27 protein-coding genes and 4 tRNA genes are annotated in these 24,105 nt (G+C 65.8%); 7 read left to right on the top strand and 24 right to left on the bottom strand.

What is annotated here, in order from left to right; all coding sequences use genetic code 11:
* Positions 1–5: 5 nt before the first annotated feature.
* From VMV82_01710 to VMV82_01685, 6 genes are read right to left on the bottom strand one after another with little or no spacing between them, the layout of a single operon-like run.
* Complete coding sequence (locus tag VMV82_01710) at positions 6–857, bottom strand: aldo/keto reductase (GenBank protein HUY40268.1); 852 nt, start codon at positions 855–857, stop codon at positions 6–8.
* Between the two features lie 11 nt (positions 858–868).
* On the bottom strand, positions 869–2,005 hold the full coding sequence (gene moeB, locus VMV82_01705) for a molybdopterin-synthase adenylyltransferase MoeB (GenBank protein ID HUY40267.1): 1,137 nt from the start codon (positions 2,003–2,005) through the stop codon (positions 869–871).
* Positions 1,975–2,691, bottom strand: coding sequence for an alpha/beta fold hydrolase (locus VMV82_01700; GenBank protein ID HUY40266.1), 717 nt, complete (start codon positions 2,689–2,691; stop codon positions 1,975–1,977). The genes moeB and VMV82_01700 overlap by 31 nt, the downstream gene beginning before the upstream one ends.
* Complete coding sequence (locus VMV82_01695; protein HUY40265.1) at positions 2,688–3,104, bottom strand: molybdenum cofactor biosynthesis protein MoaE; 417 nt, start codon at positions 3,102–3,104, stop codon at positions 2,688–2,690. The genes VMV82_01700 and VMV82_01695 overlap by 4 nt, the downstream gene beginning before the upstream one ends.
* Before the next feature lies 1 nt (position 3,105).
* On the bottom strand, positions 3,106–3,351 hold the full coding sequence (locus VMV82_01690) for a MoaD/ThiS family protein (GenBank protein HUY40264.1): 246 nt from the start codon (positions 3,349–3,351) through the stop codon (positions 3,106–3,108).
* The gene (locus tag VMV82_01685; protein HUY40263.1) at positions 3,348–4,160 is read right to left on the bottom strand and encodes a Cof-type HAD-IIB family hydrolase; all 813 of its coding nucleotides are present in this window, start codon (positions 4,158–4,160) and stop codon (positions 3,348–3,350) included. Before VMV82_01685 ends, VMV82_01690 begins: the two co-directional genes overlap by 4 nt.
* 148 nt (positions 4,161–4,308) lie before the next feature.
* Between VMV82_01685 and VMV82_01680 the strand changes: the two genes are divergently transcribed.
* Positions 4,309–5,772 (top strand): hypothetical protein, encoded by a 1,464-nt coding sequence (locus tag VMV82_01680; GenBank protein ID HUY40262.1) that lies wholly within the window; start codon positions 4,309–4,311, stop codon positions 5,770–5,772.
* Here VMV82_01680 and VMV82_01675 read toward each other — a convergent pair.
* Together VMV82_01675 and phoU are read right to left on the bottom strand one after the other, a co-directional pair.
* A complete protein-coding gene (locus VMV82_01675) occupies positions 5,753–6,880 on the bottom strand; it encodes an aminotransferase class V-fold PLP-dependent enzyme (GenBank protein ID HUY40261.1) in 1,128 nt (375 codons plus the stop codon). The two genes, VMV82_01680 and VMV82_01675, sit on opposite strands and share 20 nt — an antisense overlap.
* A 282-nt stretch (positions 6,881–7,162) precedes the next feature.
* On the bottom strand, positions 7,163–7,816 hold the full coding sequence (phoU, locus tag VMV82_01670; GenBank protein ID HUY40260.1) for a phosphate signaling complex protein PhoU: 654 nt from the start codon (positions 7,814–7,816) through the stop codon (positions 7,163–7,165).
* Between the two features lie 27 nt (positions 7,817–7,843).
* Between phoU and VMV82_01665 the strand changes: the two genes are divergently transcribed.
* Complete coding sequence (locus tag VMV82_01665; protein HUY40259.1) at positions 7,844–8,698, top strand: 3-hydroxybutyryl-CoA dehydrogenase; 855 nt, start codon at positions 7,844–7,846, stop codon at positions 8,696–8,698.
* The gene (locus VMV82_01660) at positions 8,691–9,482 is read left to right on the top strand and encodes an enoyl-CoA hydratase-related protein (protein HUY40258.1); all 792 of its coding nucleotides are present in this window, start codon (positions 8,691–8,693) and stop codon (positions 9,480–9,482) included. The genes VMV82_01665 and VMV82_01660 overlap by 8 nt, the downstream gene beginning before the upstream one ends.
* Here VMV82_01660 and VMV82_01655 read toward each other — a convergent pair.
* Both VMV82_01655 and VMV82_01650 read right to left on the bottom strand, forming a co-directional pair.
* Complete coding sequence (locus VMV82_01655) at positions 9,469–9,996, bottom strand: redoxin domain-containing protein (GenBank protein ID HUY40257.1); 528 nt, start codon at positions 9,994–9,996, stop codon at positions 9,469–9,471. The genes VMV82_01660 and VMV82_01655 overlap by 14 nt on opposite strands.
* 8 nt (positions 9,997–10,004) lie before the next feature.
* On the bottom strand, positions 10,005–11,204 hold the full coding sequence (locus VMV82_01650) for a thiolase family protein (GenBank protein ID HUY40256.1): 1,200 nt from the start codon (positions 11,202–11,204) through the stop codon (positions 10,005–10,007).
* A gap of 75 nt (positions 11,205–11,279) precedes the next feature.
* Here VMV82_01650 and VMV82_01645 point away from each other — a divergent pair, with 75 nt between their 5' ends.
* Positions 11,280–12,227, top strand: a complete 948-nt coding sequence (locus tag VMV82_01645) for a cyclic nucleotide-binding domain-containing protein (protein HUY40255.1) — start codon at positions 11,280–11,282, stop codon at positions 12,225–12,227.
* Positions 12,228–12,237: 10 nt separating this feature from the next.
* Here VMV82_01645 and VMV82_01640 read toward each other — a convergent pair whose 3' ends face one another.
* From VMV82_01640 to VMV82_01585, 12 genes are all read right to left on the bottom strand, one after another.
* Positions 12,238–12,804, bottom strand: a complete 567-nt coding sequence (locus tag VMV82_01640; protein HUY40254.1) for a hypothetical protein — start codon at positions 12,802–12,804, stop codon at positions 12,238–12,240.
* An 11-nt stretch (positions 12,805–12,815) separates the two neighbouring features.
* Positions 12,816–13,331 carry a pantetheine-phosphate adenylyltransferase gene (coaD, locus tag VMV82_01635; GenBank protein ID HUY40253.1) on the bottom strand — a complete coding sequence of 172 codons (516 nt, stop codon included), beginning with the start codon at positions 13,329–13,331 and terminating at the stop codon, positions 12,816–12,818.
* On the bottom strand, positions 13,328–13,876 hold the full coding sequence (gene rsmD / locus VMV82_01630) for a 16S rRNA (guanine(966)-N(2))-methyltransferase RsmD (protein ID HUY40252.1): 549 nt from the start codon (positions 13,874–13,876) through the stop codon (positions 13,328–13,330). Before rsmD ends, coaD begins: the two co-directional genes overlap by 4 nt.
* A gap of 3 nt (positions 13,877–13,879) precedes the next feature.
* Complete coding sequence (locus VMV82_01625) at positions 13,880–14,584, bottom strand: HAD family hydrolase (GenBank protein HUY40251.1); 705 nt, start codon at positions 14,582–14,584, stop codon at positions 13,880–13,882.
* Positions 14,581–17,256: a pitrilysin family protein gene (locus VMV82_01620; GenBank protein ID HUY40250.1), complete on the bottom strand. Its 2,676-nt coding sequence runs from the start codon at positions 17,254–17,256 to the stop codon at positions 14,581–14,583. The genes VMV82_01625 and VMV82_01620 overlap by 4 nt, the downstream gene beginning before the upstream one ends.
* A gap of 59 nt (positions 17,257–17,315) precedes the next feature.
* Complete coding sequence (gene recG, locus VMV82_01615) at positions 17,316–19,403, bottom strand: ATP-dependent DNA helicase RecG (GenBank protein ID HUY40249.1); 2,088 nt, start codon at positions 19,401–19,403, stop codon at positions 17,316–17,318.
* A complete protein-coding gene (gene hisIE, locus VMV82_01610; protein ID HUY40248.1) occupies positions 19,393–20,019 on the bottom strand; it encodes a bifunctional phosphoribosyl-AMP cyclohydrolase/phosphoribosyl-ATP diphosphatase HisIE in 627 nt (208 codons plus the stop codon). Before hisIE ends, recG begins: the two co-directional genes overlap by 11 nt.
* Positions 20,001–20,774, bottom strand: coding sequence for an imidazole glycerol phosphate synthase subunit HisF (gene hisF / locus VMV82_01605; protein HUY40247.1), 774 nt, complete (start codon positions 20,772–20,774; stop codon positions 20,001–20,003). The genes hisIE and hisF overlap by 19 nt, the downstream gene beginning before the upstream one ends.
* A 10-nt stretch (positions 20,775–20,784) precedes the next feature.
* A complete protein-coding gene (locus VMV82_01600; protein ID HUY40246.1) occupies positions 20,785–21,729 on the bottom strand; it encodes a 2-dehydropantoate 2-reductase in 945 nt (314 codons plus the stop codon).
* A gap of 22 nt (positions 21,730–21,751) precedes the next feature.
* Positions 21,752–21,823: transfer RNA gene (locus tag VMV82_01595), tRNA-Cys, on the bottom strand.
* Between the two features lie 6 nt (positions 21,824–21,829).
* Positions 21,830–21,903, bottom strand: a tRNA-Gly gene (locus VMV82_01590).
* Positions 21,904–21,954: 51 nt separating this feature from the next.
* Positions 21,955–22,623 carry an ion channel gene (locus tag VMV82_01585; GenBank protein ID HUY40245.1) on the bottom strand — a complete coding sequence of 223 codons (669 nt, stop codon included), beginning with the start codon at positions 22,621–22,623 and terminating at the stop codon, positions 21,955–21,957.
* A gap of 66 nt (positions 22,624–22,689) precedes the next feature.
* Here VMV82_01585 and VMV82_01580 point away from each other — a divergent pair, with 66 nt between their 5' ends.
* Genes VMV82_01580 through VMV82_01570 form a run of 3 tightly spaced genes read left to right on the top strand, consistent with a single transcriptional unit; the run spans position 22,690 to position 23,862 of the window.
* A complete protein-coding gene (locus tag VMV82_01580; protein ID HUY40244.1) occupies positions 22,690–23,037 on the top strand; it encodes a DUF5069 domain-containing protein in 348 nt (115 codons plus the stop codon).
* A 10-nt stretch (positions 23,038–23,047) separates the two neighbouring features.
* Entirely contained in the window at positions 23,048–23,719 is a 672-nt protein-coding gene (locus VMV82_01575; GenBank protein HUY40243.1) for a dienelactone hydrolase family protein, read from the top strand.
* Positions 23,720–23,727: 8 nt separating this feature from the next.
* Entirely contained in the window at positions 23,728–23,862 is a 135-nt protein-coding gene (locus VMV82_01570; protein HUY40242.1) for a hypothetical protein, read from the top strand.
* A gap of 41 nt (positions 23,863–23,903) precedes the next feature.
* On the opposite strand, the gene VMV82_01565 is transcribed toward VMV82_01570, so the two are convergent.
* Both VMV82_01565 and VMV82_01560 read right to left on the bottom strand, forming a co-directional pair.
* Positions 23,904–23,976, bottom strand: a tRNA-Phe gene (locus VMV82_01565).
* Positions 23,977–24,027: 51 nt separating this feature from the next.
* Positions 24,028–24,104 (bottom strand) — tRNA-Asp (locus tag VMV82_01560).
* Position 24,105 lies beyond the last annotated feature (1 nt).

Here is a 24,105-nt window from a genome sequence, read left to right as displayed (position 1 = left end):
GCGCCTCAGAGCGTTGCGAGCGGTCCATCGGGGCCCATGGGCGATGCCGCGTCGATCGCCGCGACGTCCTCGGCATCGAGCTGCAAGTCGCCGGCACGAGCGTTCTCTTCCACGTGCGTGATGCTCGATGCCTTCGGAATCGTGAACACGTTCGGCTCGCGCGTCAGAAATGCGAGAATCACCGTTCGCGGCGTCACACCGTGCTTGCGCGCGACCCGATCGAGAACGCCGCCGGGCGCAGCGAGAGCGCGCGGGAAGCTTCCGCGACCGAACGGCGTGTACGCCACGACGGCTGCTTGGGCATCGCGTGCCGCCGGGATTAGGCGCCGCTCGACGCCGCGTTCGCGCAGGTGATAGAGCACCTGATTGCACGCTAGCGGAACGTCTCGAAGATCACGCATCGCTTCCTGCATCTCCTCGAGCTCGAAGTTGCTCACGCCGACGAAGCGCGTCTTGCCGTCGCGCACCAGACGCTCGAACGCACGCATCGTCTCCGCCAGTGGATACTCCGAGGGCCAATGCAGCATGTAGAGGTCGAGATAGTCGAGCCGCAAGCGCCGCAAGGAGGCATCGCATGCCGCAAGCGTTCCCTCGAAGCTCGCATTGCTCGGGAGAACTTTGCTCGCGATGAAGAGACCGTCTCTCGCAATGCCGGCGATCGCTTCGCCGACGATCTCCTCCACGCGTCCAGCCCCGTACATCTCTGCCGTATCGACGTGCGTCATGCCCAACTCGATGCCCCGCCGGAGCGCGGCGAGCGCGTGCGCGCGCCCGTCGCCGCGCTCGGGAATATCCCATGTTCCTTGACCGATGACGGGCACCGCGACGCCCGTTTTTCCGAAGAGCCTCTGCTTCATCGCCTGGGCTCCTAGAAGAACGCGAACTCGTCGTGCCGCGCGGCGTAGACGAGCAACCCGCCGCGCACGTGACGCACGCGAGTGAAGCCGGCGTCACGCATACGCTGGACGGCCCACTGCGATTTCGCGCCCACGCGGCACGCAACCACATACGGTTTCGCGCTGTCAAGCTCGTGCAGGCGCGCTTCGAGCTGGCTAGCCGGAATCGCAACCGCGCCGGCGATGATTCCGAGGACGGCTTCGTGCGGCTCCCGCACGTCGAGCAGCGTCCATTCACCGAGGACCGCATCCAGGTCCGCCGCGTCGACCTCCTCCCCCGCGCCCAAGGTCGGCGCCCCGTAGTCCATCTCCCGCGCTTCATCTAGTACGCGCTCTTCCCCGCAGAGCGCGCACGCCGGATCTCGCGCGAAAGATACCTCGCGCGTTCGCGCGCCAAGCGCATCGATCAGCATCAGGCGGCCGGCAAGCGGCTCGCCGATTCCCAGCAGCAGCTTGAGCGCCTCGTTCGCCTGCCACGATCCCACGATGCCTGCGAGAACGCCGAGGACGCCCCCCTCCGCGCAGGTCGGCACGCTTCCCGCCGGAGGAGGTTCGGGATAGAGGCACCGGTAGCAAGGCGCGCCCTTCGTGAAGACGCCGATCTGGCCGTCAAACCGGAAGATCGAACCGTACACGTCGGGTTTAGCTTCGAGAATGCATGCATCGTTGACGAGGTACCGCGTGGGAAAGCGATCGCTACAATCGAGCACGACGTCGTAGAGTGCAACGAGCTCCCGCGCGTTTTCTTGCGCAAACCGCAGATGCAGCGCGTCCACCGCGACGAACGGGTTGATTGCGTGAACGCGCTCTGCTGCGGCTTGCGCCTTCGGCGTTCCGACGTCGCTCGTCGCAAAGATCGTCTGCCGCTGCAAGTTCGTCTCGTCGACGACGTCATCGTCGATGATGCCGATGCGCCCGACGCCCGCGGCGGCAAGGTACTGCAGCGCCGGCGAGCCCAGGCCGCCACTGCCGATCACGAGCGCGCGCGAACGTGCGAGTCGCTCTTGTCCCGCAAGGCCAACCTCCGGGATCAGCAGATGCCTGCTGTATCGCCGTAGTTCGGCAGCCTGAAGCGAGCTCACGTGCGCGGCTGCAACTCGTTTAGCCATTGCAGCACCGGCGTTCGCGCGTGCTCGCCTGCCGCGGTGTGATTGCTCTCGACGCGTGCAAAGCGCTTGGGCTCGGGCGCGCGCTCGTACAGCTCCTTCACGCTCGACGGTGGAACCATCGCGTCGCGTTCGGCCGCCACGTAGAGCGCGGGTCGCCCCGCGAGCAGCGGGAGCGCCTCGTCGAGGCGCTCATCGACGCCCGCAAAGAGCTCGGGTAACGACGGGCCGTCCACGTAGGCAGCGCGCAGATCGACGGTGACGTTTCGTTGCAGCGCGTCGAGCGCGGCCGGCCGGCGATACCCGGTTGCGATCGCGACGACTCCCGGAATCGCCGGATCGCGGGCTGCGCAGACGAGCGCGGTCACCGCTCCGAGGCTGTGCCCGAGCAAGATAGGATCGCCGCACTCCGAGCGCGCGGAGCGCGTGACCGACGCCATCGTGTCGAGGCACTCCTCGAAATCGTGCAGGCGTCCTCCCGAAGCACCCAGCTTGTGGCCGGGAAAGTCAAGGCTGAAGAGCTCGAAACCGTGCGCGGCAAGAAACGCGCACAATGGATCGAGATTCTGCTTCGACGATGAATACCCGTGCGCAACGACGAGCGCGAGGCCGCGGGGCCTGCGCGGCACGTAGCGCAGGACCGCGATCTCGTTACGCGTGGCCGCGACGCGAAGCAGCTCGAGCCTCACGGATTCTCGCGCCAGCGGTCTGCCGAGCCTTCCCGATAGCGCTCCTTCTTCCAGATCGGCGCGCGCTGCTTCAGCTCGTCGATTGCAAAGGCGCACGCCGAGAACGCTTCCGACCGGTGCGGCGCCGCGACGGCAACCACGACGGCAACGTCGCCCACGTCGAGCACACCGGAGCGATGCACGACGGCAACGCGAAGCTCGCCCCAGCGCGCTCGCGCCTCTCGCGCAATGTGCTCGAACGCTTCGATGGCCAGCGGCTCGTGCGCCTCGTACTCGAGACCAGCGACGGGAAGGCCGTCGTCCGATTGCCCGCGCACGGCGCCCACGAACGTGACGATCGCTCCGCACTCCGGCGAGCGCACGGCCTCCTCCACGGCGGCTACGTCGATTTCGTCACGCGCGATGGCGAACACGTTACCCTCCCCCGCTCGGCGGCAGCAACGCGATTTCGTCTCCATCCTGCAGCCGCTCGTCGCGCGGCACGAGCAGTCCGTTGCGCGCGATGCGCGTCGACGGGCTCAGCTCGCGGAGCGCAGGCGTACGTTCCGCCAACGCCAACCATGCGTCGCGCACGCGCGCTGCGCTGGGAAGCGTCAGCAGGCTCTCCGAAGCGCCGAGCAGCTCGCGAATGCGCGCGAAGGCGACGACGCGAACCGTCATGCGCTGCGCGCGCGATACGGCGCTCTTTGCACGTATCGCTCGATGGCCCGCGCGACGCCGTCGTCGTCGTTCCCCGCCGTCACGCGCCCGACCGCGCGGGCGACGTCCGGCTCGGCGTTCCCCATCGCCACGCCGATGCCGGCCCAGCGCAGCATCGGCACGTCGTTGCGCGAGTCGCCGATCGCAAGCACGCGTTCGCGCGGAACCTCGTACGTCGCGCACAGATTCGTAAGCGCATTGCGCTTCGTCGCGTCACGGCTCGTCACCGCGCACTCTTCGAACTCACCCCACGTTTCGTACTTGAAGTGCAACGGCAGATCGCCGAACGTCGCGCGTAACGTGGAGACGGCGTCCGTACCAAGGAAGCGCAGAAACGTCGGAGCGATCTGCGGGAGATCCCGAAAGCTCGCAATCTCCTGCCACTCAGGGCCGCGCATGTCGCTCATATAGCGGCGCGCTCCCGGCATGCGATAGAAGCGCTCCTCCAGATACACTGCGACGTCGATGCCCTTCGCCTCCGCAAACTCCAGCATCGGCTTCGCATACATCGCGGGAACGGGAATGTGGCCGATGGTCTTCCCCGTCTGAATGTCTTTCGTGAGCGCGCCGTGACAGCAGATGACCGGCAACGCCAGCCCGAGGTTGTGAGAGATCTGCGTCGGGGCTTCGACGCCACGGCCGGTCACGAGGACGACGCGGATGCCCTCCGCGAGTGCGGCTGCGATGGCGGCGCGATTGGCTTCGGAGACCTGCTCGTGCGAATCGAGCAGCGTCCCGTCGAGATCGAGGGCGATGAGATCTATGGACACCACCCCTAGAATACCCCGCCGCGTCAAACCCCGGTCGAGCAGGTGAAACCCGGGGGCCGGCAGGGAACCTTATGGGGACCGTGCGACGCAGATATATCGCCTTCAAGGACCCCAAAATTCCGGACTGTTGCCGCGGGAGAGACGACTAATGGCCTGCACGGCAGTCCAACCCAATCTCACGGCTCGCGAGCAAGCGCATTTCCTGTACGAGACGATTCCGTCCGGGCTCTTCAGGGTCGAGGACGAGCACGAACGAATCGCCTGGCGCATCAGCCCCGAGCCGTTTCCATTGTCGCCGCAGAGCGCGGCGCGCATCGAGCAAATCGGTGCCGACCTTCTGGCCTTCTACCGGGCGCTGAATGCGCTCTATCTGCGTAGCGCGCGCGGAACCGCACCGGCGTTCATCGCCGACTATTTAGACCTCGGCAAACCTGAGCACATCGTGCGTCTCGCAAGGCAGAACCGCTTCAAACAAGACCTACCGGGCGTCATTCGCCCCGATCTCCTCTTGACCGACGATGGGTTCGTCGCGACCGAACTCGACAGCATTCCGGGCGGCCTCGGCTTCGTCGGTGCGATGACCGAAGCATACTGCAAGCTCGGCATCGAGTCGATCGGCGGCGTCGACGGTATGCCGCTGGCGTTTGCCGGCATGCTGCGCTCCGCATCCGGAGTGGCCGAGCCGGCGACCGCCGTCGTGGTCTCGGATGAGTCCGGAGACTACCGCGCCGAGATGAACTGGATCGCCGACGCAGTGCGACGCTTGCGCGCAGGAAACGTCTACGTCTGCGCTCCGCAAGACATCGTCTTCACGGAGGACGCACTCTTTGTTCGGCTCCCCGACGGCCGCGAAGAGAAGCTCGACGTTCTCTATCGCAACTTCGAGCTCTTCGATCTCCTCAACATTCCCAAGCAAGAGCTGATGCTCTACGCCGCTCGTCACGGCCGCGTCAAGATGACGCCTCCGCCGAAGGCGCAGCTCGAGGAGAAGCTCTCGTTCGCGCTCCTGCACCATCCGGCGCTCGCGGCGCTCTGGCGCGCCGAGATGGGATCCGGCGCGTACGATCGCGTTCGCGCGCTCATGCCGCGCACGTGGGTTCTCGATCCTCGCCCACTCCCGCCGCAGGCGTCGCTAGACGATCTCACGGCATCGGGCGTGCCGGTGAACGATTGGAAGCAGCTGCTCGACCTCGGCAAAAGCGAGCGCACCTTCGTCACCAAACCGTCGGGCTTCTCAGAACTTGCTTGGGGATCGCGCGGCGTGAAGATTGCCAACGACCTCACCAAGGAAGAGTGGGCCCAGGCGCTGGACACCGCGCTCGCGTCGTACGAACGCACGCCGTATGTCTTGCAGCGCTTCCACAAAGGCAAGCGCCTGCGCCAGCCGTACTTCGATCGCGCTAAAGACGAGATCGCGCACTTCGAGGGGCGCGTTCGGCTCTGCCCCTATTATTTCGTCCCTTCGACGAGCTCAGGGCAGGCTACAGCCGCGGAGCAGAACGTTACGCTCGGCGGCGTGCTGGCGACGGTCGCGCCGTCGGATAAGCATCTCATCCACGGCATGAAGGAAGCGGTCATGGCTCCCTGCGTCGTTAAGGAAGGCGGATACTAGGCGCGATTGCGTCGAGCAGCGCGTCGATCTCCTCGAATGTGTTGTAGCCGTGTGGCGCCACGCGGATGCCGTTGCCTCGATACGTGGTGACGATGCCTTCGCGCTGCAGTCTGCGCCCGAGCTCGACCGGATCCTCGCCGCTCGCAACGATCGTTACGATGCCCGAAGAGACGCCCGGCCCCCGCGGAGCGGCGGTCTCGGCGCCGGCGCGCTCTATGCCTTCGACGAGACGATCGGTGAGCGCGAGCACGTGCTCCGCGACCGCGCGACGATCGTAGCGTTCCAAGAACTCGACCGATGAAGCCAGCGAGAGGGCGCCGATGAAACTCGGCGTTCCGCCTTCAAATCTCGACACGTCCCCGGCGTAGGGCTGAGCATAGTCGAGAAAATCCCACATGTTCGAAAGCGACCGCCACCCGGGCGCCGCGACGCTGAGCCGCTCGCGCAGTCTTTCGCCCACGTACAGATACGAAATTCCTTGTAGTGCGAGCATCCACTTCTGCCCGCCGCCATAGAACGCGTCCACGTTGCAAGCACCCACGTCCATCGGGAAGACTCCCAAACCTTGAATGCCGTCGACGCAGAGAAACGCTCCACGCGCGTGCGCGATCTCGGCAAGTGCGGCGAGATCGTGCCGGTATCCGTCCGCAAACGAAACCCATGACACGGTCACGACGCGCGTGCGCGCAGAGAGCGAATGCCGGAGCACCTCCGGCGTCATCCGTTCGCGCGCGGTCTCGATGAAACGCACCACGACGCCGCGCGAACGCAGCGCAAGCCACGGAATCGCGTTCGCAGGGAACTCGTTGTCGCATAGAAGGACTTCGTCGCCCGGGGCCCAGTCAAGGCCCAGCGCAAGAACGTTCGTCGCTTCGCTCGTACTGCGCAGAAAGGCGACCTCATCGCCTTGAGCTCCGATGAACCCCGCCAGCTTCGTGCGAAACTCCGGCATCCGCAGCTCGTATGGAAACGTTCCCAGGACACCGCCTTCGCTTTGAGCCTGCACGAAAGCCGTACACGCATCGCGCGTGCAACGCGGCAGAATGCCCGTGGCAGCGTGATTCAGATACACGAGCTTCTCGGGAACGAGAAACTCAGATCGCGGCAAAGGCGTCACACGTTCTCGATCCGGTTTCGACCTAGTTTTGTTCAGGCTTAGGAGCCGAGCGGGCGACGTGTACTATGGTAAACGAGCCCCGAGGCGACAACAGCATGCTCTCGAGGTAGTTTTGTTCAGGCTTAGGAGCCGAGCGGGCGACGTTTACTATGGTACACGAGCCCCGAGGCGACAACAGCATGCTCTCGAGGTAGTTTTGTTCAGGCTTAGGAGCCGAGCGGGCGACGTTTACTATGGTAAACGAGCCCCGAGGCGACAACAGCCTGAACAAAACTAGCCGAGGCCGAGCATGTCTTTGGTGTGCCAGGCGATATTGCCGGCCCTATCCCCGGCGCGCTCGAGCGACGTCAAGATGAACAGAAACCGCGTCGCGGCAGGAACGATCTCCGGATCGGCTTGCATCTCTTCTTGCAGGACGGTGATGCTCCGTTTGTACAGGCGATCCACCTCCGCGTCGCGCTCGATCACCGAGCTTGCAAGGGCGTCGTCGCGCTCGGAGTAGGCTCTCATCGCATCGAGCAACATCCCGTGGACCACGCCGACGATTCGGTCGATCTCGACGCGCTGCGGCCGCAAGGGCATGTCGGCGAGCTTGATCGCGTTCTTTGCCAGCTCCACGGCATAGTCGCCGATCCGCTCCAGATCGGTCGCCAGGTTCAACATCGCGGCGATCTCTCGCAGCTCGCCCGCGACCGGCTGCTGTCGCCAGATCAACTCGATGCAATTCGACTCGATTTTGCGGCGCAAGTCGTCCACGATGTCGTCGCCTGCCACGACGCGCGCCCCCGTCGCCGCGTTCCGCCGCTCGAGCGCGTCGGCTGCCGCACGCAGTGCGTCTCCGACGAGCGCGCCCAGGCGCACGACGTCGAGCCGCGTCCCTTCGAGCGCTTCATGGTAGACCGTTCGCATGAAAGCATTATACGTCATCGGGCGCGCTTGTGGTAGAGTCACGTCATGACGGAGATTCGTGCGGTCGGCGTCTGCGGCGCCGGCTTGATGGGAAACGGCATCGCGCAAGCCTGCGCCGCGGCGGGCTACGACGTCACCCTGGCGGAAGTCGAAGACTCTCCACTACGGCGCGGGATGTCCGCGATCGAGGCCTCTCTCGACAGGTTCGTCGAGCGAGGGCGCATCGATCGAGCCGAGCGCGATCGCGTTCTCGCTCGCATTCGCCCGACGACGCAAATAGACGATCTCAAGGAGTGCGATCTGGCGATCGAGGCAATCGTCGAGAACGCCGAGGCAAAGGCGGGACTGTTTGCGCGACTCGACGCGCTGCTCGCTCCGCACGCAATCCTCTGCACGAACACATCAAGCCTGTGCGTCATCGAGCTTGCCGCAAAAACCACGCGCCCGAACCGCGTCGCCGGCTTGCACTTCTTCAATCCCGTGCCCATCATGAAGCTCGTCGAGATCGTGAAGACGATTGCCACATCGCAAGAGGTCGTCGACACGCTCTTCGCCTTCTCGCGTAGGCTCGATAAGGAGCCGATACTCGCGCAAGACACGCCGGGATTCGTCGTGAACCGCCTGCTCGTCCCGTATTTGCTCTCTGCGATCCGGTGCTATGAGCAGGGCGTGGCGACGAAAGAGGACATCGACAAGGGAATGAAACTCGGTTGCGGGTATCCAATGGGCCCGTTCGAGCTGCTCGACTTCGTCGGGCTCGACACGACGTATTACATTGCGGAGATCATGTTCGACGAGTTCAAAGATCCGGCGATGGCGCCGCCGCCGCTGCTCAAACGCCTGGTGCTCGCCGGCCGCTACGGCCGTAAAAGCGGAAAGGGATTCTACGAGTATGCCTGACCGATACGAGAACCTCGTCATCGAGAGCGCCGGCGGCATTGCGGTCGTCACGTTGAATCGGCCCGCGGTCCTCAACGCGCTCAACGGCGCACTGCTCGCTGAGCTCTCCTCGGCGCTGCGTGCCATCGACGCCGACCCTGCCATGCGCGCGGTGATCCTCACAGGAAGCGGCGAGAAGGCTTTCGCGGCCGGCGCAGATATCGCCGAGCTTGCGGCGCTGGAATCGTCGGTCGCGGCGAAGGTTGCTGCTCGGACCGGCCAGGCGCTCACCCGTCAGATGGAGCGGATGCGCGTTCCGATCATCGCGGCGATCAACGGTTTCGCGCTCGGCGGAGGCTGCGAGCTCGCGTTGGCTTGCGACATTCGCATCGCCTCCCAGACGGCACGGCTCGGGCAGCCGGAGGTCAATCTCGGAATCATTCCGGGGTACGGCGGATCTCAGCGCACCACGCGTCTCGTCGGCCGGGCCCACGCGATGTACCTATGCCTCACCGGCGAGATCGTCGACGCGCAGGAGGCGCTGCGAATCGGCTTGGTCGAGCGCGTCGTTCCGCAAGGCGATCTCATGCTCGAGGCACGACGGATCGCCGCGCTCATCGCCGCAAAGGCTCCGCTCGCCATCGCGGCGTGCAAGCGCGCGATCGACGGCGGCGCTCATCTCAGCCTCGACGACGCCTTGGAACTCGAAGCGACCGAGTTTGCACGGCTCGTCGCGACGGCAGATTTCAGCGAAGGCGCCCGGGCCTTCCTCGAAAAGCGCAAGCCGCGCTTCAGCGGGGCGTAACGCTCTCTACGCTGCGCGCGAGCGTCGCGACCGCATGTGCCATCGTACTCTCGACGAGGGGATCATAGCCGGCCCACGTAGCGCGAACGCGCCCCCGCGGATCGATCGCCACGATCGTCGGAAACCCGGAGATCGAAAAGAACCCTCGGGAGAGGGCTTCGGGGTCGAGAGCGACGTTACGCAGATTCAACCGGCGCGCAAAGCTCGCGGCCACCACGCGCGGCTCTCCGACGTCGACCGGCACCACCTCCACCGACGGGTGCGCACGAGCGTATGCTTCGACCTTCGGCAGCTCTTCGCGGCACGGCTCGCACCACGATGCGTAGAAATCGAGGAAGAGCACGCTTCCCCGCGCCTGCGTTACGCGAAACTCCCCGCCGTCGAGGCGCTGGTACGTTGCGTGCGGCGCCGGATATGCCGCGGCGACCGAAAGCGACCGTGGAGCGAGAAATATCTTCCACGCAATCGCAAGCACGATGACGACCGCCAGCAGATCCCAAAGCCGGTTTAACACGAGCCCGCCTACTCCACGGCGAAGACCGCGGCGATTCCTTGGCCCCCACCGATGCACGCCGACGCGACGCCGTAACCGCCTCCCCGGCGGCGCAGCTCGTGCAGCGTCGTCAGCGCGAGGCGCGCGCCCGACGCGGCGAGCGGGTGCCCGAGTGAGATCGCGCCGCCGTGCGGATTGACGTTTTGCGCGAACGGGTCGCGCCGCAGCTCGCGCATGCAGGCGAGCACCTGCGGCGCAAACGCTTCGTTGATCTCCATCACCGCCAGGTCCTCATCTCCGATGCCCGCATTCTGCAGTGCCCTCGGAATTGCGTACGCGGGACCGATGCCCATCAGGTCGGGATCGACGCCCAGCACGCTTGCGCCCGCTAGGCGCCCGAGCCACGCGATGCCGTCCGCCCGCGCTTGGCGCACCGTCGTCAGCACGACGGCAGCCGCGCCGTCGCTAATACCGCTCGCGTTTCCCGCGGTGACGATGCCATTGGGCTTGAAGCGCGCCGGCAGCGTGGCGAGACGCTCGAGCGTCACCCCGGCGCGCGGTCCCTCGTCTGCACCGATTACCGATTCCCCCTTCGGGCCGTAGACGCGTACCGGCACGATCTCTTCGTCGAAGAAACCCGACGCCCGCGCCGAGAGCGCACGTTCCTGACTCTGCAGCGCGAACTCGTCGCTCTGCGCGCGCGTCACGTCGTACTGCGATGCGAGGTTCTCGGCGGTAATGGCCATCGGCATGCCGTTGTACGAGTCCGTCAACGCCTCCCAGAGCGAATCCTCGAAGCGAACGTCCGCTCCCAAACGCAGTCCTTTGCGCGCGCCGCGAACCACGTGCGGCGCTTGGCTCATCGACTCGCTGCCGCCGGCCAAGGCGTAGCGTGCGTCACCGAGCACGAGCGACTGTGCCGCTGAAAGAATCGCCTGCAAACCCGATCCGCACAGACGGTTCACCGCGAGCGCGGGCACGTCGACGCGCAGCCCGGCACGCAATCCGATATGGCGTGCGATGTACGCTGCATCCACGCTCGTCTGGATCACATTGCCAAAGACGACGTCGTCGATTCGGTCCCTCGGAACGCCCGAGCGAGCGATTGCGGCTTCCGCCGCAAGCACGCCGAGGTCCGTAGCGCTGAGCTCGGAGAGAGCCCCGCCGAGATTGCCGAACGGCGTGCGTGCGCCTGCAACCACGATGACGTCGGAGTCTTTCACGGACATGCATTGAGGCTTCCCCGCGAGCGCGGAGCCTTCCGGCAGGCACGGACGTACGCGCCCCCTAAGGAGGCCTGGCGAATGCCATTCACCCGTCCCGCCGCCATCACGCTCGATGCCCGGTCGCTCTCGGCTGCGACGCGGACGGAGCACATCGTGGAGAGCTTTGACAAGCTCCAGCTCGGCGGCGTCATGGAGATCGTCGAGGAGACCGATCCACGCGCGCTGCGCAACGAGATGATGCAGCTGCGCCCAGGCCGCTTTTCATGGGACGCACGCAACTTCGGAGGGAACCGCTGGACCGTGCGCCTCGAGCGCATCGACGAGAACGCCGACGTCGAGTCGTTCCTCCAGCACGTGCCGCCCTTCTCCACGGCCAAGGCATCGACGATCAAGGAGCTCGCAAGCCAGACGGGAGAACGATCCTATGAAGCGGGCGAGACGATCTTCGACGAAGGCGAAGTGTGGCCGTACCTCGGCATCGTGCGCAGCGGCAAGATCATCTACACGCTGCTCTCGCCGGACGGGAAGACACATACGATCGGCGAGCGCCTCGCGCACGACACGATCAACGAGAGCGGCACCTTCGACGGCGGCGGCGCCACCACGCGCGCGGAAGCGCTCACGCAGGCGACGCTCCTCACCATTTCAAGCGAAGCGGTGATCCACGCGTGTCGCAACGATGCCGAGCTCGCGCTGGGCTTCCTCATCGCCGCGTCGCAGGCGCGAAGGCGCTCGATCGACACGATCGCCGACCTTGCGTTCGCCCACGTCCTGCAGCGCGTCGCAAAGTTTCTCTTGGGCTACGCGCGCGCTTCGATCGGCATGACCCGCGGCCTTCCCGGCGTGGAACATCTCTCGCAAGCACAGATCGCCGCGGCCGCAGGAACCGTACGAGACATGGCGGCGCGCGCGCTGCTGCGCCTGAAGAACGCGGGAGCGGTAGAGCTCGATCGCGGACGCGTCAAAGCGATCGATCGGGCGAGGCTCGAGGCCTTCGCCCACAACGTGCAAGCGCCGCCGGTCTAGGAAGCTTAGCTCAGCTCTCGACGGCCTCGAGCGTCGCCGTTTCGACGTCTGCAGGCGCATGCTCCTGATCGAATGCGGCGCGCTTGCTCTTTGCCGCGGCATCTGCGAGCTGCGGCGCGCTCGTCGTGCCGGTCGTCGCCTCAGACGAGAGCGCATCGCGCCCTTTGCGCACGGCACCAAGCGCGCCTGAGAGACGCGATTCCATCTCGCCGAGGACCGACGCTGCATAGTGATCGGCACCCTCGCGAACCCGCTGCGCGCGCTCCTGTGCGTCGCGCAGAACGGCCTCCGCCGTGCGGCGCGCGCGTTGAACGACCTCGTGCTGATCGACCATCTCTTCGTGTTTAGTGGCCGCGTCGTCCACGAGCGCCTGCGCCTTCTCTTGCGCCGCGCGCAACATGCGCTCGTGATCCTTCGTGATGATCTTTGCCCGTCCGACTTCCTCAGGGAGCGTCGCTCGCATCTTCTCGATGAACTCCGAAAGCCGCTCCTCGGAGAGAATGCGGTACCCGGCAGGGAGCCACGTGCCCTCGCGCACGTATGCCTCGAGCTTGTCCAAAACGCGATAAACCGACATCTGAACCTCCGTTATGTCGAGCGAGCGGCCCGCTTCGCGCTCATGATGCGCAGGACGGGCTCGGGTACGAGCGCGGCGACGTCGCCGCCGAGAAAGAAGACCTCTTTGACGATGCTGGAGCTGACGAACGAGTAACGTTGGTCGGACATCAGAAAGAACGTGTCGACGTTGGAGAGCGATCGGTTCATCAACGCGGTCGACATCTCGTTCTCAAAGTCCGAAACAGCGCGCAGCCCTTTCACGATCACGTCGGCCTCCATCCGCTTCACGTAGTCGGCAAGCAGGCCGCGAAAGTGTTCCACCGCCACGTTGGGGAGGCGTGCCGTGCACTCCTTCAGCATCGCTTCACGATCGTGGAGCGAGAACATCGGCTGCCGCTTCTGCGGGTTGACGACGACGGCAACGGTTACGCGGCCGAAGCACGCCGCCGCGCGCTCGATGACGTCGAGATGCCCGTTCGTGGGCGGGTCGAACGAACCGGGAAGGATGGCATGCGTCGCAACGGACGCACGCCCGTTAAGCTTCACGATGCTTCTGCAGCGAGAAATGCCAGCGCCACATCGCCGTAGACTTCTTCGCGGGTAGAGCGATACCCCGGTATGTCGGGAAGAATGCGGCGGGCCGCATGCTCGTAGATGACGACTGCATCGGGTGCTAGCAAGCGGCGGTCGCGCAAGAGCCCCAGGAGATGCAGGGGCACGTCGCTCGCATACGGCGGGTCGAGATAGACGATATCGAAGGGCCCCTCGATACGATAGAGGGCGCGTTCCGCAGGCGCGGCTACGACGCTCAGCGTTTTATCGATATCCAACTCCTCTACTGCCTCTTCGATCGCGTGAGCGATAGCGCGATCCCCCTCGACGCAAACGACGCGCGCCGCACCGCGAGAGACCGCCTCGATGCCGATGGCTCCTGTCCCGGCAAACAGGTCCAGGACGTTTGCGCCCTCGACCCGCTGCATGAGGATCGAAAAAAGGGCCTCTTTTACGCGTCCGGGCGTCGGCCGCACCGTACCGCCCTTGGGCGAGCGCAGTTTACGGCTTCCGAGTTGTCCTCCCGTGATCTTCGGCATTCGCTACGAGCCCACCGCAAGCGTGACGAGACCGACCGCATCGCAGATGTCGGCGATTACCGCATCCGGCGGCGTGAGATCGCCCGGGTATCTGCGGCCTTCGGCGTTGTACCACGCGGTGCGTAATCCCGCCGCATGTGCGCCGGCGACGTCGGTGCGTGGATTGTCGCCCACGTACCAAATGCACTGTGCCGGCAGGCCGAGACGATCGACGAGCGCGGCGAAGGCGCTGCGATCTGGCTTGGCCGCACCGACGTCGGCGCTCGCGAGGACGGGACCGGCAAACCCGGCGCGCTCCGCCTTGCGCTGCTGCAGCGGGCTCCAGCCGTTGCTGAGCACCGCCGTCGCAATTCCGCGCGCGCGCAGCTCGTCGAGCATTCGTGGTACGCCCGGAAGCGGCACGACGACGTGGTCGACGAGCGAAAGAACGATCTCGCGAAAGTGCTCGACGAACGGCTTGGTATGCGTGACGCCACGCTCGCTGACGAAGCGGCGGACCGCATCGTCGATCGTGAAGGCGCCGCTGCGCTGGCGCTCCAACAATGCGTCGATCGCGCTCGTCTCTTGGTCGAGCGTTCCGAGCAGCCTTCCCCCTTCGCCGTCGATACGCGCGAGGAGCCGCAGAAAGGCGATGCGCTCGAGCTTGTTATCGATCGCGAGCGTGTGGTCGATATCGAAGGCAATTGCGCACGTTTGCACGGCAATCACTCGCCGGGACCCGGGCCAGGACCGGTGACGACGCGCACGAAATCGCGCGGCCGGATCCATCGCCGCACCGCCGCCTGCACCTGCGATGCCGTCGCGCGCAGTTCTGCGCGTGCGTCGATGAGATTTTGGTCCAGCGGAAGGCCGCGCGACGCGTCGTCAAGGAGCTGCGCGGCGACGCCGTCGTAGCTTGCCTCCAGGATCGGAACGCGCCCCATCAACAGCGCTTTGGCGAGCATCAACCGATCGGCGGACAACGGGCGCGATTGGAGCTGCAGGAGGTCGCGCACGACGAGAGCCTGCGCGGGCAGAATGTTCTTCGGATCGCATGCGTACGTAATCGTGACGCTGGAGCGCGTCGGCCGCGCATCCATGCTGCTGCCCACCGCGTACGCGTAGCCGTGCACCTCCCGCACGTCGTGATAGAGCAAGGAGCTATAGAAACCGCCCGTGAGGACCGTGTTCGCGACTTGGAGTGCCGCCCAATCGCTCGACGTTCGGCCGAATCCCGACGTCTCGTCGAGCGTCACGGACGATTGCACGCGCCCCGTCGCTGGAATGACGATGGCCGACGGCATGTTGAGCCCGACCGGCGGAGGCTCGGTACGTGGTTTGGGGCCTACCGATCGCCACGCGCCGAAGTATCGCTCGATCACGGAGCGCGCGTGCTGCGGGCCTACGTCGCCGACGATCACGATCGTGGTGAGGTCGGGCCGGTACGCAGCCGCATACCAGTTGCGAACGTCGTCCAGCGTCAGCGCATCGACGCTCGCTGCCGTCGCGAAGCGGCGCGCTGGATCGCCGGGCGGATAGAGGGCGTCGGCGAGCGCCACGTCCGTCAGATGGTCTGGTGAGTTTGCCTCGCCGACGAGGGCCTGCGCCTCCTGCCGCTTGACGATGGCGAAGTCTGCCGTAGAGAGCGCCGGGTGCAGCTCGTCGTCTGCGAGCAATGCTACACCTCTATCGAAATCTGACGCGAGCACGCGCAGCGAGAAGTCCGTACCGGTGTTGACGTCGGCGGCGATCGCGTCCAGCGCGGTCTGGTAGCCCAGACGGCTATACGTCGTCGTGCCGTACGGCAGCAGCGCCGACGTTACGCCGGCCACGCCGTCCTCTCCAGCCGGCTCCTGTACTTGCGGATCGTTTCGGATCGTTCCGCTCAGCGTCACGCTGTGGGAGCTCGTCTCCGGCTGAATGACGACCCGCAGACCGTTTGCGAGGGTGAACGACGCAGGCGAGAGCGTCTGCGCAGGAACGCGCGGATGGGCGAGAATGTTGCGGGCCCACGGCGGAAGCTGCGCGTGACTCGTCGGCGCGATGCGGTTCGTCTCCGCAGCGAGACCGGACGATCCCATGCTGGGCGCACCAGCGTTGTGCGGCACCGCGTAAGCGCTCACCGTACGCGAGGCGGCGAGGTCGCTGCGCAGGACGCGGTTTACGTCCGCCTCGGTCACGCGGCCGAACGCGGCGATCGCGTCGTCGGGAGCCTGCAGGCCCTGCACTGCGAGCGCGTCGCTCCAATCGAACGCGAGGCTTTGCACCGAGCTGCGGGAGAACTCGCGCTGCGCGATCTCGCGACGCTTCGCAGCCGCGACGAGGTCTCGCGGCACGCCGCTACGGCGATACCGATCTATGGCGGCGCGCATTTCCGCTGCAGCGTCCTGCACGTTCGCCGTTACCGGTACGACGCCAAACACGACGCCGATCGACGTTCGCGCGTACGAGTCGGCTTGGAACGTCGTGTAGAGCATCTTTCCGCGCGCCACGAGCTCGTAGAGAGCTGAGCGCTGGCTCGCCAGCACGTCGCCGAGAATCTGTCCCGCGGCGTAATCGGGACTGCGGTAGCCGGGCATCCGGTAGCCGAGCATGACGACGGTTACCGGCAGGTCGCTCGACTCGCGATACGTTACCGCCGTCAGCGGCCGCAGGCGCACCGTGGGGCGGCGCGGCAGCGGCGCCGCCGGCACGTCGCCGAAGATGCGCCGCACGGCTGCGATCGTACTCGGGCCATCGACGTCGCCGGCAATGACGTAGACGGCATTATTCGGATGGTACCACGTGCGATAGAACGAGAGTAGCTGCGGCCGGTTGATCTCTCTCGCGAAGGCGCGAATCGTGCCGAGCGTGTTGTGCGCGTATGGCGTTCCGGCCAGCATGCGCTGCGACATCTTCGTGAAGAGCCGGTAGATCGCATTGGAGTTGTCTTGAGTAACCTCTTGCGTGATCGCGAGCCGCTCTTGGTTCCACTGACTCTGCGCCATCGAGAGGCCGGTCGCGCGCGCGCGCTCGAGTCGTAGCGCGATATCGAGATACCGTGCCGGAACCGTAAAATAGTACTGCGTGACGTCGTTGCGCGTGTCCGCGTCGAAGTTGCCGCCGGTCATGCTGACGACGTCCATGAACGACGAGGACGACAGCGTCGCGCTGCCGCGAAACATCATGTGCTCGGTCGCGTGCGCCAAGCCCGGCAACGATTGCTCGTCGGAGCCGACGCGATAGTTCATGACCGCCGTGACCACCGGGGCGAGCGGATCGTGCACGACGACCACCTGTAGTCCGTTTGCGAGCGTCGCACGCGTGACGCTCACGCCTTGCGCACCGGCCGAGCGCGTCGAGAGCGCGAGCGGCAGGAGCGAGCAGCAGCAAAGCAGCAGGCGAATCAAGGCGCGGGGCATACGGCGGCTTTCAAACCGAAGCGGCGCCGCACCTTGCGCGCTCAGGCAAGTGCTGATTCCTAGGACGACGTCAGCAGCACGTGCAGTGAGGGCGTCGCGTCGAGCGCGGCCCTCAGCCCCGCATTCGCAGGCTCCCCGAGCGCGGGGTCGTCACGCATGATCTGCTCCGCGGCAGTTCGAGCCTCGGCGTAGATCGCGAAGTCTCGCGCGACGTCTCCAAACCGTAACGCGTCTTTGCCCGACTGCACGGTTCCCGCGAACTCTCCCGATCCGCGTATCTCCAAGTCCGCTTCGGCGATGGCAAAGCCGTCGTTGCTTTGCGCGAGGATCGCCAAGCGCTGCGTCTCGTCGCGGTCGTCGGGATAGACGAGGACGCACGACGACTGCGCAGCTCCGCGTCCCACGCGCCCGCGAAGTTGGTGCAGCTGCGCGAGCCCGTACCGTTGGGCGTCGAGCACGACCATGAGCTGGGCGTTTGGAACGTCGACGCCCACCTCGATGACCGTTGTCGCTACGAGGACGTCGATCTGGCCGCGCAGGAATCGCTGCATTGTCGCTTCTTTCTCACGCGCACCGAGACGGCCGTGCACCAACCCCAAGCGCAGATCGGCAAAAACGTCGCGCTGCAGGTGCTCGAACACACCGACAGCGCCGGTCGCCCCATTTTCGGCCTCGTCGATCGCCGGGGCGACCACGTACACTTGGCCTCCCCGCGCCACGACCGCGCGCACGAACGCATAGACGTCGTCGCGTCGAGACGCCCGCACCGCAAACGTCTTCACCGCGAGCCGACCCGGAGGCATCTCGTCCACACGAGACTCATCGAGGTCCGCGTACAGCACTCGCGCGAGGGTGCGCGGAATCGGCGTCGCCGTCATGTGCAGCGTGTGCGGTGCGACGCCTTTTGCGCGCAACCGCGCGCGATGCTCGACCCCAAAGCGCTGCTGCTCGTCGATGATCGCGAGGCCCAGTCGTGAAAACTCTACGTTCTCGGTTAGCAGCGCGTGCGTCCCGACGGCGAGCCCGGCTTCTCCGCCGGCAATGCGGTCCACGGCCGTTTGACGTGCCCGCTGCCCTTGGCTTCCTAGGATCGGCTCCACGTTTATATGAAACGGCACGAGCAGCTGACTCAGCTTCTGCGCATGTTGCGTCGCGAGAATCTCGGTCGGCGCCATCAGTGCAGACTGAAAGCCGTTTTGCGCCGCGAGCAGCACCGCGGCGGCTGCGACGAGCGTCTTGCCGCTGCCGACGTCGCCTTGCAGCAGACGATTCATGGGAACGTCTCGCGACATGTCGCTCCAGATCTCACCGATCGCGCGTCGCTGCGCGTTCGTCAGCGCGAACGGCAGCGTCGCCTCCAGTTCGTCGAGTAAAGACGCGGGAGGCTGCAGTGCTGCCGCGTCGTGCTCCCGCTCTCGGTGGAGGCGGCGCAGTTGCGCGCCCGCAGCGAGCACCAGAAACTCCGCGAAGACAAAACGCGCGCGCGCGCGTTCCGCTTCTTCGGGCGTCTGCGGTGCGTGGACCGCGCGATAGGCGTCGTGCAAGGGCGGGAGATTGCGCTCTTGCGCCAGAGCCGCTGGAACCACGTCCTCGCCCGCGAGCTGGAGCAGAAGCGAGAGATTCTTCCTCACTACGAGCCCGATCTTGCGCGTCGGAAGCTCCTTGCTCGCGCGGTAGACGGGGACCAACTCGCCGCGGTACCGCTCGTCCTCCCCAAGCATGCGATACTGCGTAACGTTCACGATGGGCTCCGCCAGCGAGCGCTCGAGGCGACCACGAACGAAGAGCCGCATCCCCTCGCGAAAGCGGCCGATGACGAACCGCCGTTGTCCAATCCACTTCGCAATGAACGCACCACTCTCGTCTTCCGCCCGCACCTCGACGATCTCGAGACTGCGGGCGCGCCGTTCGCGTACGCCGACGACGCGGCCGAGCGCGTTGACCTCCGCATGCTCGTCGGGCGCGACGTCGCGCAAACTCGCGGCGGGCATCGGCTCGCGGAGATCGTCGTAGCGAAACGGAAAATAGTCGAGTAGATCGCGTGCGCTCTCGATGCGGAGCGCGCGAAAGAGCCGCGCGGACTTCTCACCGACGCCCTCCAACTCGTCGATTGCCGTGGGCGCAGCGATCGGGTCGCTACCGCGCACGCTCGAGCAGATGCGCTCCGACGCGGTCGATGGAGATGTTGCGTGCTTGGAGCAACACGAACAGATGAAAGAGCAAATCCGCGGCCTCCCACACAACGGGGTCGTCGGCGGCGTTCTTCGCCGCGATGACGACCTCGGTCGCCTCTTCGCCAACCTTCTTCCCGATTCGATCGACTCCGCCGGCGTAGAGCGTTGCGACGTACGAGCCGGCCGGCGCGGACGTCTTCCGCTCGTGAAGGACGCGCTGCAGGTACGCGACGGCGCGGAGAAAGTCGCCTGCAACGCAGTCCCGTTCTCGCTCCAGCAGCGTCGTATGGAAGCAGCTCCGCTCGCCCGTGTGGCACGCAGGGCCGCTCGGATCGACGCGATAGAGCACGGCGTCACCGTCGCAGTCCGCCACCATCTCGACGACGTGCTGGACGTTCCCGCTCTCTTCACCTTTACGCCACAGGCGTTCTCGGCTACGGCTGAAGAGGTGCGCCTCGCGCGTCTGCGCTGTGCGCTCGAGGGCGTCGCGGTTTGCCCAGGCAAGCGTCAGCACGTCACCGGTACACGCATCAGAGATGATCACCGGGAGCAGACCGCGATCGTCGAACTTCAGCCCTGCGAGGTCCATGGTCGAATGGGAATGCCGCGCTTCGCCAGCGCTTCCTTCAATATGGGAATGTCGATCTCGCCGAAGTGAAAGAGCGATGCCGCAAGCGCGGCGTCGGCCTCCGCCTCGATAAAGACGCGCGCGAAGTCCTCCAGCGATCCGGCGCCGCCCGAGGCGATGACCGGCACGGGAACCGCAGCGCGAACGGCGCGCGTGAGCTCCAGATCGTAGCCCGATCGCGTCCCGTCGCGATCCATCGACGTCAGCAGCACTTCGCCCGCACCGCTCTGCCCGCAGGCTTGGTTCGCCCACGCGATCGCGTCGCGGCCGGTCGGCGTGCGGCCGCCGTCGATCACAACATCCCAGCCGCCGTCTCGCCGGCGCGCGTCAATCGCCAGCAGGATGCATTGGCTGCCGAACTCCGCCGAAGCGCGGCGCAGCACGTCCGGGTCGCGAACCGCAGCGCTATTGAGCGACACCTTGTCGCACCCGGCTCGTAGCAGCGCGCGCACCTCTTCCACGCCATCAACGCCGCCCCCGACGGCAAACGGAATCGACAGATCGCAGGCCACGGCCCGTACCACCTCATGCGTCGCCTTGCGCCCTTCGATCGTCGCGGTGATGTCGAGAAAGACCAACTCGTCGGCACCGCGGCTCTCGTAGAGCGCTGCCAGCCCAACCGGATCGCCTGCATCGCGCAGCGAGACGAAGTTCACGCCCTTGACGACGCGCCCGTCTTTGACGTCCAGACATGGGATGATGCGGCGGGCAAGCAACGCGCAATGCCTAAGACGCGAGCTCGTGCAGCTGCTCGGCGATGGCGCGCAGGCGCGGCACCGGGATGCCGCGCCGATCTGCAAGCTCGATCGCCGCTCCGAGAATCGGATCGAGCTCGAGCGGGCGGCCCGCCTCCAGATCTTGCAGCATCGAAGTCTTCACATCGTCGAGGCGCGACGCATACGCGATACGCGCGTCAGCCTCTTCTTCCACGTTGCCCACCAAGCCCAGACGCTTGCCGACGTCGAGCACTTCACACATCAGCGCGCGCACCTGCGCAAGAACCGGCGGATCGCGCACGATCTGCCCGATGGTCTCGTGCGTCGCAGCGCTCACGGGGTTGAGGCTCGCATTCCCAACGAGCTTGAACCACAGCGCGCGACGAATAGCGTCGTCGACCTCCACGGCGAGGCCGGCAGTACGCAGCACGCTCGCAATCTCCGCTACGCGCGTGCCGTTTGTTCCGATCGCCTCGCCGAGTATGTAGCGAAGGCCGCCGCTCTGCACGACGCGACCGGGCTCGGCCACGTGCCCCGAGACGTGCACGACGCCTCCGATCGTCTGCGCGTCGTCGAAGAGCGCACCGATTCGCCCGCCGGGGTCGACGGACTCGAGCGGCGGATTACGCTCGAACCAAAACGGAATGCCGTTTTGCATGGTTACGATGGGCGCGCTTCTGCCGGCGTACGGCGCGAGTTGTTCGAGAAAGCTCGGCCACTGATGCGCCTTGAAGGTCAACAGCAGCGCGTCGGCCGGAGCGAGATCGCGCAGGTCCGCTGCCGCGTCGACGCGCGCGCTGAACGAGCCAAGATCGCTATCGACGCGCACGCCTTGCGCGCGGATCGCGTCGAGGTGTTCGCCCCGCGCGACCACGGCAGTCGAGATGCCCGAGCGAGCGAGCGCGGCTGCCAAAAAACCGCCGATGGCCCCAGCGCCTACTACGGCGACGCGCATGTCGAGGACTTCTGGGAGTTTGAGGCGACGGGCAGATTCGAACTGCCGGATGGAGCTTTTGCAGAGCTCTGCCTTACCACTTGGCTACGTCGCCGAAACGTGGAGCGGGTAGTGGGAATCGAACCCACGCATCAACCTTGGGAAGGTCGCAGGCTACCATTACATCATACCCGCGCGCCACGGCCCCCCTCGGTTCGTTCCGCTCGCCCGGCCATCCTAGGGAAGCTATGCGAGGACGTTGACCGCGCGTGCCAGCACGAGCGCCAGGGTCACGAGCGAGATCAAGCCTTCCAGGAGCATGAGCATCTTTGCCATAGGGCTGAGCGGCATAACGTCGGCAGGGCTGAGCGCGGTTGCGGTCACGAAAGCGAGGTAGAGGTAGTCGACGAACTGCGGCTTCCAGTCGGCTGCAATGCACGCGGCCTGTCCGGGGTTGGCGGCCATCTGCGGAAAGAGGAAGTCCGCGTCGGCGATTTCGCGTGCCGAGGCATGCAGCGACCGCGGGTACGGCCCACCGCCGTCAAGCTCCCAGTACCAAAGGGCGAAGACGAGGACGTTCGTGATCCAAATCTGCGCCCCGGCGGTCAGGAGTTCTGCACCGGTTTGATGGCGGGAGGCAGCGAGCAGATAGTAGACGAGCAGCACGACCGACGTGGCGTTGAAGAAGTTCACGATCGCGATGAGCACGATCGACGCCGCGCGCTGGAGCTTCCATTCCGCGCCGCGAACACGCATGACCAGCAGCGGAACGAGCACGATCAGCACCATCATCGGGGCGATCCACGCCGGCCCGATCGTGTAGTTCGGAGGAAGCAGCGCGTAGAGGGCTGCAGCTGCGAGAACAGCGATCGTCGCATGCCAGCGTGAAGAGTCCCCGAGCCGAAGTACGCTCATCTCTCGCCGCGGATTCGTGCGCTCGGCGGCGGCAACCCGCTCCGAACGCCGGAGGTTATGGGCCGCATGCCTACTGATTTTCGCGACGGTACGACATTTCCACGGCGAGGTCGGGAGTCTGCAGGAGGGGCGCTGTGGCTCCTGCGCGTCTTCGACAAGGCGCGCGCAGCGGCGGCCGGCGCGATCCACGACTACATCTATCCGTGCCCGATGGATCGCGGGGTGCTGGAACGCTGGGGAGTGACTCCCGAGCAGTTCAATGCTGCGATACGCGCGCACACGACCGACGAGGAGATTCTTCGCTGGTTCGAAGAGCGCGTTCCGGCCGAGGGCGTCCGCGCCGCAAACGCCTGGCTCACGAACGACAAGGCCTCCAACATGGATCGACAGGACGCCGAGGAAGGCGTCGCCTAAAGGACGCCTCATGGGGTCGATGATCGAGTTCGCCCGTCCCGACGCAAAGCGCGCTCCCGGGTATCTGGCCGAGCCGCCGGATCGGCCTGCCGCTCCGGGCGTCGTCATGCTCGAGGAGTGGTGGGGCGTCAACGACCAGATGAAGCATACCGCGGAGCGCCTCGCCTCCGAAGGCTTCAGGGCCTTGGTCCCCGACCTCTATCGCGGACGTGTCGCTGCAACGGGCGACGAAGCCAATCATCTGATGCAGGGCCTGGACTTCGGCGACGCGGCGAACCAGGATGCGCGTGGTGCGGCGCAGTTCTTGAAACAGCGCAGTTCCAAGGTCGGCGTCACCGGGTACTGCATGGGGGGCGCGCTCGCGCTTCTCGCTGCAATGTACGTGCCGGAGTTCGACGCGGCCGTCGTCTACTACGGCTGCCCGCCGCCGGAAGCGGGCGACCCGTCGAAGATTCGCATTCCCTTGATGGGGCACTGGGCGCTCCACGACGAGTTCTTCAATATTGCGACCGTCGATGCGCTCGAAGAGCGACTCAAGGCGGGCAACGTGCCATACGAGTTCTATCGGTACGATGCCGGACACGCCTTCTGCAATCCTAAGGGTCTGGGAAATTACAAACACGAGGAGGCGGAGACGGCGTGGCGCCGCTCGGTGGACTTCTTCCACCGAACGCTGGAGTGACGATATCGATGATGAAGAACGTTGACGAGACACGAGAAAAGGAAGCGCAGATCGAGCGCATCGCCATCGCAATCGGCGCGTGCGTCGCGATCGTCGTGGCACTTCGCAAGCTCTTTCAGGCTCTCGCAGAGCTCGCCCGCTAGAGAATGAGCGAGCGCCCGCATTGCGGGCGCTCGCGACGGCGTGCCAAGGGGCGGAATCGAACCGCCGACACCGCACTTTTCAGGCGCGTGCTCTACCGACTGAGCTACCTTGGCTCGGCTCCCGTACACGGGCGCATCGTTCGTACGGTGCGCCCGCTACCAAACTGGCGACGCTGATGGGGCTCGAACCCACGACCTCCGCCGTGACAGGGCGGCGCTCTAACCAACTGAGCTACAGCGCCA

It is taken from the genome of Candidatus Dormiibacterota bacterium (assembly GCA_035532035.1).
Taxonomy (GTDB): Bacteria; Vulcanimicrobiota; Vulcanimicrobiia; order Vulcanimicrobiales; family Vulcanimicrobiaceae; genus Tyrphobacter.
This window is presented reverse-complemented; position numbering and strand designations above follow the sequence as displayed.

Excerpts from the sequence above, each read along its gene's own strand:
- VMV82_01710 (HUY40268.1), bottom strand. The coding sequence starts at position 857 with ATGAAGCAGAGGCTCTTCGGAAAAACGGGCGTCGCGGTGCCCGTCATC.
- moeB (HUY40267.1), bottom strand. The coding sequence starts at position 2,005 with ATGGCTAAACGAGTTGCAGCCGCGCACGTGAGCTCGCTTCAGGCTGCC.
- VMV82_01690 (HUY40264.1), bottom strand. The coding sequence starts at position 3,351 with ATGACGGTTCGCGTCGTCGCCTTCGCGCGCATTCGCGAGCTGCTCGGC.
- VMV82_01680 (HUY40262.1), top strand. The coding sequence starts at position 4,309 with ATGGCCTGCACGGCAGTCCAACCCAATCTCACGGCTCGCGAGCAAGCG.
- phoU (HUY40260.1), bottom strand. The coding sequence starts at position 7,816 with ATGACGTATAATGCTTTCATGCGAACGGTCTACCATGAAGCGCTCGAA.
- VMV82_01665 (HUY40259.1), top strand. The coding sequence starts at position 7,844 with ATGACGGAGATTCGTGCGGTCGGCGTCTGCGGCGCCGGCTTGATGGGA.
- VMV82_01660 (HUY40258.1), top strand. The coding sequence starts at position 8,691 with ATGCCTGACCGATACGAGAACCTCGTCATCGAGAGCGCCGGCGGCATT.
- VMV82_01650 (HUY40256.1), bottom strand. The coding sequence starts at position 11,204 with ATGTCCGTGAAAGACTCCGACGTCATCGTGGTTGCAGGCGCACGCACG.
- VMV82_01645 (HUY40255.1), top strand. The coding sequence starts at position 11,280 with ATGCCATTCACCCGTCCCGCCGCCATCACGCTCGATGCCCGGTCGCTC.
- VMV82_01640 (HUY40254.1), bottom strand. The coding sequence starts at position 12,804 with ATGTCGGTTTATCGCGTTTTGGACAAGCTCGAGGCATACGTGCGCGAG.
- rsmD (HUY40252.1), bottom strand. The coding sequence starts at position 13,876 with ATGCCGAAGATCACGGGAGGACAACTCGGAAGCCGTAAACTGCGCTCG.
- VMV82_01620 (HUY40250.1), bottom strand. The coding sequence starts at position 17,256 with ATGCCCCGCGCCTTGATTCGCCTGCTGCTTTGCTGCTGCTCGCTCCTG.
- hisIE (HUY40248.1), bottom strand. The coding sequence starts at position 20,019 with ATGGACCTCGCAGGGCTGAAGTTCGACGATCGCGGTCTGCTCCCGGTG.
- VMV82_01600 (HUY40246.1), bottom strand. The coding sequence starts at position 21,729 with ATGCGCGTCGCCGTAGTAGGCGCTGGGGCCATCGGCGGTTTTTTGGCA.
- VMV82_01585 (HUY40245.1), bottom strand. The coding sequence starts at position 22,623 with ATGAGCGTACTTCGGCTCGGGGACTCTTCACGCTGGCATGCGACGATC.
- VMV82_01580 (HUY40244.1), top strand. The coding sequence starts at position 22,690 with ATGCCTACTGATTTTCGCGACGGTACGACATTTCCACGGCGAGGTCGG.
- VMV82_01575 (HUY40243.1), top strand. The coding sequence starts at position 23,048 with ATGGGGTCGATGATCGAGTTCGCCCGTCCCGACGCAAAGCGCGCTCCC.
- VMV82_01570 (HUY40242.1), top strand. The coding sequence starts at position 23,728 with ATGATGAAGAACGTTGACGAGACACGAGAAAAGGAAGCGCAGATCGAG.